7 protein-coding genes are annotated in these 5,900 nt (G+C 55.3%); 1 reads left to right on the top strand and 6 read right to left on the bottom strand.

The genetic code is table 11. From position 1 onward, the window contains the following. Positions 1 to 112: 112 nt before the first annotated feature. From AC2FJC_RS23635 to AC2FJC_RS23655, 5 genes are all read right to left on the bottom strand, one after another. Positions 113 to 1,099, bottom strand: coding sequence for a zinc-dependent alcohol dehydrogenase family protein (locus AC2FJC_RS23635; RefSeq protein ID WP_496742144.1), 987 nt, complete (start codon positions 1,097 to 1,099; stop codon positions 113 to 115). 81 nt (positions 1,100 to 1,180) lie between these two features. Next, positions 1,181 to 2,026, bottom strand: coding sequence for an enoyl-CoA hydratase/isomerase family protein (locus tag AC2FJC_RS23640; protein ID WP_496742146.1), 846 nt, complete (start codon positions 2,024 to 2,026; stop codon positions 1,181 to 1,183). 92 nt (positions 2,027 to 2,118) lie between these two features. Then, the gene (locus AC2FJC_RS23645; RefSeq protein WP_496742148.1) at positions 2,119 to 2,907 is read right to left on the bottom strand and encodes an SDR family NAD(P)-dependent oxidoreductase; all 789 of its coding nucleotides are present in this window, start codon (positions 2,905 to 2,907) and stop codon (positions 2,119 to 2,121) included. Positions 2,908 to 2,919: 12 nt separating this feature from the next. After that, on the bottom strand, positions 2,920 to 3,885 hold the full coding sequence (locus tag AC2FJC_RS23650) for an LLM class oxidoreductase (protein WP_496742150.1): 966 nt from the start codon (positions 3,883 to 3,885) through the stop codon (positions 2,920 to 2,922). Positions 3,886 to 3,898: 13 nt separating this feature from the next. Beyond that, entirely contained in the window at positions 3,899 to 4,675 is a 777-nt protein-coding gene (locus AC2FJC_RS23655) for a CmcJ/NvfI family oxidoreductase (RefSeq protein ID WP_496742152.1), read from the bottom strand. A gap of 107 nt (positions 4,676 to 4,782) precedes the next feature. Between AC2FJC_RS23655 and AC2FJC_RS23660 the strand changes: the two genes are divergently transcribed. Continuing rightward, positions 4,783 to 5,694 (top strand): LysR family transcriptional regulator, encoded by a 912-nt coding sequence (locus AC2FJC_RS23660; protein WP_496742154.1) that lies wholly within the window; start codon positions 4,783 to 4,785, stop codon positions 5,692 to 5,694. A 13-nt stretch (positions 5,695 to 5,707) separates the two neighbouring features. Here the strand turns inward: AC2FJC_RS23660 and AC2FJC_RS23665 are convergent. After that, positions 5,708 to 5,900 (bottom strand): hypothetical protein (locus AC2FJC_RS23665; RefSeq protein WP_496742156.1); only part of this gene is annotated, 193 nt, incomplete at its 5' end.

Genomic DNA, 5,900 nt, shown 5'->3' on the forward strand with positions numbered 1-5,900 from the left:
TCCGCAATTTGCTCGAAGGTCAGCTAAGCACTGTGTAGTCGACATCAATTTCAACTCAAACTGAGTTGGTGCGCAAGGTCATTTTCCGCGCACCAATCTCAGCCGAAACTTATCACAACTCCACTACGACTTTTCCGACCGCAGATCTATTCGTAAGGTGGGCGTAAGCTGCGCCGACATCGGCCGACCCGAACGTCTGTTCGTCAACAATCGGTTTAAGTGCGCCGTTATCCGCCAGATCTGCCAGTGTCCGCAAGATGTCACCGTGGGTTTGCCGTCCCACATTGTGCATCATCGGGATCAACATGAAGACGACATGCAGAGACAGGCCTTTGAAATGCACAGGCGTCAAATCAATCTCGACCATCGCAACCGTCGAGGCAACTTGACCATTGAGTTTGGCCGCGGCGAATGAGTTTGTCATGTTTGGCCCACCAACGCTGTCAAACACTACATCGAAGCCTACGCCACCAGTGTGTTCGGCAACGTAGTCTTCGACTTTTTGGGTGGTGAAATCCACGGGACGCGCCCCGAGACCCTTGATCAGGGCCATCTGATCCGCACCCCGGCCCGTCGCAGAGACGGTTGCACCAAGGTGGCGTGCGATTTGAACCGCGACATGACCAACCCCACCCGCGCCGCCCTGAACCAGAACAGTCTGCCCTTCGCCAACACTGGCTCTAGTCAACCCTTCGTAGGCCGTAATACCGACAAGAGGCAGCGCGGCGGCTTCGCGCATGCTCAAAGTCTTGGGTTTGTGTGCAATCAAGCGCGCATCTGCGTTGATGTACTCTGCCAGAGAGCCCGGAAGGTCCATCAAACCGCCGGCGCAACCGTATACCTCATCGCCTATGGCAAAATCTGTCACGCCATCGCCAATTGCGACGACTGTGCCAGCAAAGTCCATCCCAAGCACCGCCGGTAAGGCGGGGGACAGAGGCAATTCCGTGCCCATGCTTCGGATCATCGTGTCGACGGTGTTAACGCTGACAGCGGCCACTTTGACGACGACATGTCCAGAAGTTGCGACAAGGTCGGGCAGTTCAGTGAGTTCGAACGGTGCTTCGGGTCCGTATGAGTTAAGAACCATTGCTTTCATTGGGATGTACCTTTTTGAATTTTTGTTTGGCGCGGCTCGCAACAACGCACGCCGGAAGAGGCCATTGCGTTGGTGGGTAGCTCAGCTGATGTCCTGAACCTGCATCACAAGATCGCCCCAGTTGCGCTGGTTTTCGATGTCGTGTTCCAAACCTTGTTCATCCGCGATGGTGAACCGCTTGACCGCCGGAGTTTTGCTGGTGGCCTGATAGAGCCAATAGGCTTCGGCCTTCAGCGCCGCATCAATTGGTTTGTCGATGGATTCGTAGACCATCTGCTTGCAGGCATTGATCGAATCTGCCGGGAATTTTGCGATCCGTTCGGCCAGTGCGGTCACGTAGGGACCAATTTCATCCGGCTCCAACGCCTTGTTGATGGTGCCCAAACGCTCGGCATCATCTGCGTCATAGTCTTGCGCGCTCAGGATGATCTCAAGCGCTTTGCCAAGACCGGTTTGACGCGCCATGCGCGAGGCACCGCCGCCACAGGGCAATATGCCCATTCCGACCTCCATCTGCATGAACTTGTACTTGCCCCGCGCGGCAAAGCGCATGTCGAGTGCCAATGCCAATTCATGTCCGCCGCCGCGCGCAAACCCTTCCAGCTTTGCGATGGTTGCCTGCGGCACCTTACTGATCCGCTCGCAGACGGATTGCAGATCCAAAAGCTGCGCATCCTCGCGCGATATGGCCTCAGTCGACATGTCCTTGAGCAGTTCGGTGTCGTAGTGGCAGACCCAGATTTCCGGGTTTGCAGATTGAAAGATCACGACCCTGGTGTCGCGATCTCGCTCCAGCCGCATGGCCAGACTGTTGAGATCTGCCAGCATTTCCTGGCCCTGCACATTCACGGAGCCAAAGTTGAATGTCACTGTAGCGATACCGTTCTCAACGGCTACGTCAAAGGTTTGAAAGTTCTCGTATTTCATTAGGCATTCCTTTCTTGGGCCTCGACGCTGCACGCGTGAGGGGTAAGGGAGCGTTAAAGGTGGAAGTGCGTGGCGTTTTAGCGCCGCGCGGGTCAGTTGGTCTGGTTAACCAATTCTCTGATGGTATTCATGACGTCGGCAGCGTGGCCCCTGTCGAGTGCTGCCGCGTGTGGATCTGAGAATGCCCCACTGTCATTGTCAAAATAGGCGCCCGACGCGTCAGCGAACCGCTCGCCCAATGCCGCATCAATCAGGATATCTGCGCCGATATTCATATCGTTACCAGCTAAGCCAAAACCCTCTTTCACCATCTTTGAGGCCAAAAGCGATCCAGGATTTACTGCGACCAAAACCTGCGCACCGGATAGCGATTTGGCCCATTCTCGTGTCCAGATGGTGATCGCCAACTTGCTTTGAGCATATGCTTCCATATCGGCCATCGGCAAATTGCCTCGCATGGCCTTGGTGTTTATCGGGGCCTGAGCTGCCGATGACAGGTTCACGATACGCCCGTCGACAGGAATGATCGGCAGCAGCAACTCGGTCAGCAGATAAGGCGCAAGCGTATTCACTACAAAGCGGATGTCCTGCCCGTTCTCAAGCACAGTTTGCGGGGCTTTCAGCACACCTGCGTTGTTGATCAATACATCAAGTTTGGCATGCTTAGTGCGTATTTTTTCGGCCAGTTTTCGAACCGCGCCCAGATCGCTCAGATCTGCGGTATAGGTTTCGACATCCCCACCAACCTCGGCAGCTGTGCTCTCCAACTTGGGGACACTGCGACCATGCAACAGCACTTTGTGCCCTTCGGCGGCCAGTTTCTTTGCCGTAAGCAATCCAATGCCGTCGGTTGAACCTGTGATAAGAATAGTCTTGGTCATAGGTATTGTCCTTTAAGAAAAGTCAGGTAGCACAACGTCCGCCAGATGTTCGAGGGTGGAATCGATAGATGCTTGGTTGAACCTTAGGTTCAGCGCGACATGATTGATCCCGAGCGTTTCAATCTCGTGCAGATAGCTGCGAAGGAAGTCGGTGCCAGACTGAAACCCGAGATGGATCGGGCGCGGAGGTGCGGCGGGATCGGCAACGACATCGATATAAAGCGATTGCATGACAGGCTTGTCCGGTTGGCCCGCCTCCCGAACGCGTCTTCGGTAATCCGCGATAACCTGCCCTTGGGCGGACGCATTGCGCGGATAGGTCATCCAACCGTCGCCGTTCTGCGCCACCCAATCGGGCGATTGCTGGCTGCCACCGGTTATTAGCATCGGTAGTCGTGTGCCGTGTGGCTTTGGCAAGAGGTCTATTCCGCCAGACAGTATGCCCTGAACGCATTCATGCTTGGGATAGTCCGATCCAACTGCACGGATGTAGTCAACGCTATCGCGGAAACGAGCCCCCCGGTCGTCATAGCTCTGGTTCAACGCCGGGTATTCTTCGGGACGATCACCAGAGGCAACACCCATAAGCAACCGCCCACCCGAGAGCACATCTGCGGTCGCTGCCGCCTTGGCGACATGGGCGGGGTGGCGCAACGGCAATATCACACTCGAGGTTCCAAGCGCTATCCGGTTCGTCACCGTTGCCAACGCACCCAGATAGACAAATGGATCAAAAACCTGCCCCGGATCACCGAAGTTTGGGACATTGAACGGCACGTCGCGTAGCCACAGTGCCGCAAAACCGAGTTCCTCAGCTTTCTGAGCCGCTTCCAGATGACCCCGCAGCGTCGGTTCTGCGCCGACTGCGTATGCTTCGAGCGGCAACACAAGGCCAACGCTCAGGCGCCTGGGACGAAAGACCTTGTTGTAGGCCTCGTTGATTTGGGCAAACTCAGACGGCTGCATTTTATCCAACATATCTGGCCCTCCTTTAATAGCGCACCAAAGTGCGGCTCTCGATGCTTTTGCGAATGGTGGCGACGTTTGGATCCTCGACCATATTGAGGGCGCTATGTGCAATCGAAGGCAGGCCTTGATTGTCATAGATGTTGAAAATCGCCACTTCATCCGGCGTCATCTTGGATTGATAGATCCATTCATGCTTGGGGTTTCCCACCAGCCCCATGATCTGCCCTTTGCGGTCAGGATAGATCAGGTCCAGCAGGATCCAGTCAGACGGGTCAACCGACGACGGGCGAACAAATCCTAGGGGTACCGAGTTAATAGGATGATCCACAGGACGCCACACATTGACGAAGGCATAGTGACCTTGCGCCCATTCCGCTGCGACCTCAGCACCCAGCAGGTCGATAAGCCGTTGTTCTGCACCATCCTTGCTGTAGTCACTGTGGACATTGCGCGCAGGTTTGCGCGTCGCACTTGGGTCATCAATCCGAACGGTATGATCAAAAATCACAACCTCGCGCGCGCCCAGCCTGTCCGAAAGCGTCGATGTCAGCTCAGTATCGTAAGTCGGTTTCCAGGCGTCGCCTGCAAAATCCCGGACCTGCGTTTTCAGCGTCGTGAATTCAACAGCATCAGACGCAAATGTAACGGAGTTGGCCGTCGCACGGGTGTCCCCTAATGCAACAGCTGTGGAGGCAAGTTCGGGGGAAACCAGGTTTCCAGCGATCCCGCCTGCATCCAGTTCAAAAGCTTGCCGGTGCGGCTTGTGTACGTGGTAGTTGACTGTGGCTGTCCGCGTCATGTGCGCCTACTTCCCATGCAGTATTGAAGCGATGAGAGGGATTTAACGCCGATCAAAACACATATAAACTGCCCATTCACGGAATGATAATTCTGGTTTGCGATATAATGGGACTTGATACTGACGCATTGCGATTGTTTGTAAGGGCCGCAGAAATGCTGAACATCAGCGCGGCAGGGCGCGCATTGGGTATGGCCCCAGCTGTATCCAGCGCAAAGCTCGCCAAGTTGGAGCAAAGCCTGGGTTCCGAACTTTTACATCGCACAACGCGAAAAGTGTCACTGTCGGTCGAAGGTGCCGATTTCTTGCCTTTCGCGCGCGAGATCATCGCGCAGGAGGAAGCTGCCCTTGCGGCTCTGGGCAAGCAAACAACTGCGATCAAGGGCACATTGCGCTTTGCCGCGCCAAGCAGCTTTGCGCAACTCTACATCGCTCCGATCCTGCCGAAGTTTCTTGACCAACACCCTGACCTCACGCTCGACTTGCGTCTGTCAGATGTGCAATTCGACCTGATCGAAGGGAGTTATGATCTTGCACTTAGGAACGCGCCACTTGTCGACACTAGCCTGAAGGGTCGTAAGCTGGCCGAGGACAGACGCATTCTTTGTGCTGCGCCCCACTATCTGGACATGCACGGCAGTCCGAAAACACCTGATGATCTAAAAAACCACCACCTGATCGCTTTCCAAAACCGCCAACTGCGGCCATTGACAGGGCCGGCAGGCGAGAACGCCGTTTTCGATCCCGCATCAGCCAAAGGTCAATTGATAATCGACGACGGTCAAAGCCAGGTCCGCGCCACGTTGGCCGGGGCTGGTATTTCCCTGAACGCTCTATGGAGCGTGCATGACCAACTGAAGTCACGCCGTTTGATACGGGTTCTTCCAAACTTTGAAGCCGCAGAGGACAATGTCTTGTGGCTGATCTATCCCAAGTCCAACGTATTGTCCCCCAAAGTGCGGGTATTCATGGACTTTCTCGTCGCAGAGATTGGCGCAAATCCCCCTTGGGAAACGTGAACTCAAATTAAGTTTAGCGCGCTGTCAGACATCCTGACGCCAATGTCGGAGACGGGCATTGAGCGGACACGCCTTGTCCAATCGCAAAAGTCTGGTTCGTCCGCAGATTTCCTGTTCGGAAAGCACGTGATTTCGCGTCGCGGCGAATGGCAGGAATGCGGGCTGCTACCGCAGCATCCTGACCGGTTAGCCAACGGCAGAAGGGG

The sequence above is a fragment of the Ruegeria sp. CDSB117 genome (assembly GCF_059611005.1).

Bases quoted from the DNA above. Each gene is read 5' to 3' on its own strand.
- AC2FJC_RS23645 (WP_496742148.1), bottom strand. From the start codon at position 2,907: ATGACCAAGACTATTCTTATCACAGGTTCAACCGACGGCATTGGATTG.
- AC2FJC_RS23660 (WP_496742154.1), top strand. From the start codon at position 4,783: ATGGGACTTGATACTGACGCATTGCGATTGTTTGTAAGGGCCGCAGAA.
- AC2FJC_RS23635 (WP_496742144.1), bottom strand. From the start codon at position 1,099: ATGAAAGCAATGGTTCTTAACTCATACGGACCCGAAGCACCGTTCGAA.
- AC2FJC_RS23640 (WP_496742146.1), bottom strand. From the start codon at position 2,026: ATGAAATACGAGAACTTTCAAACCTTTGACGTAGCCGTTGAGAACGGT.
- AC2FJC_RS23655 (WP_496742152.1), bottom strand. From the start codon at position 4,675: ATGACGCGGACAGCCACAGTCAACTACCACGTACACAAGCCGCACCGG.
- AC2FJC_RS23650 (WP_496742150.1), bottom strand. From the start codon at position 3,885: ATGTTGGATAAAATGCAGCCGTCTGAGTTTGCCCAAATCAACGAGGCC.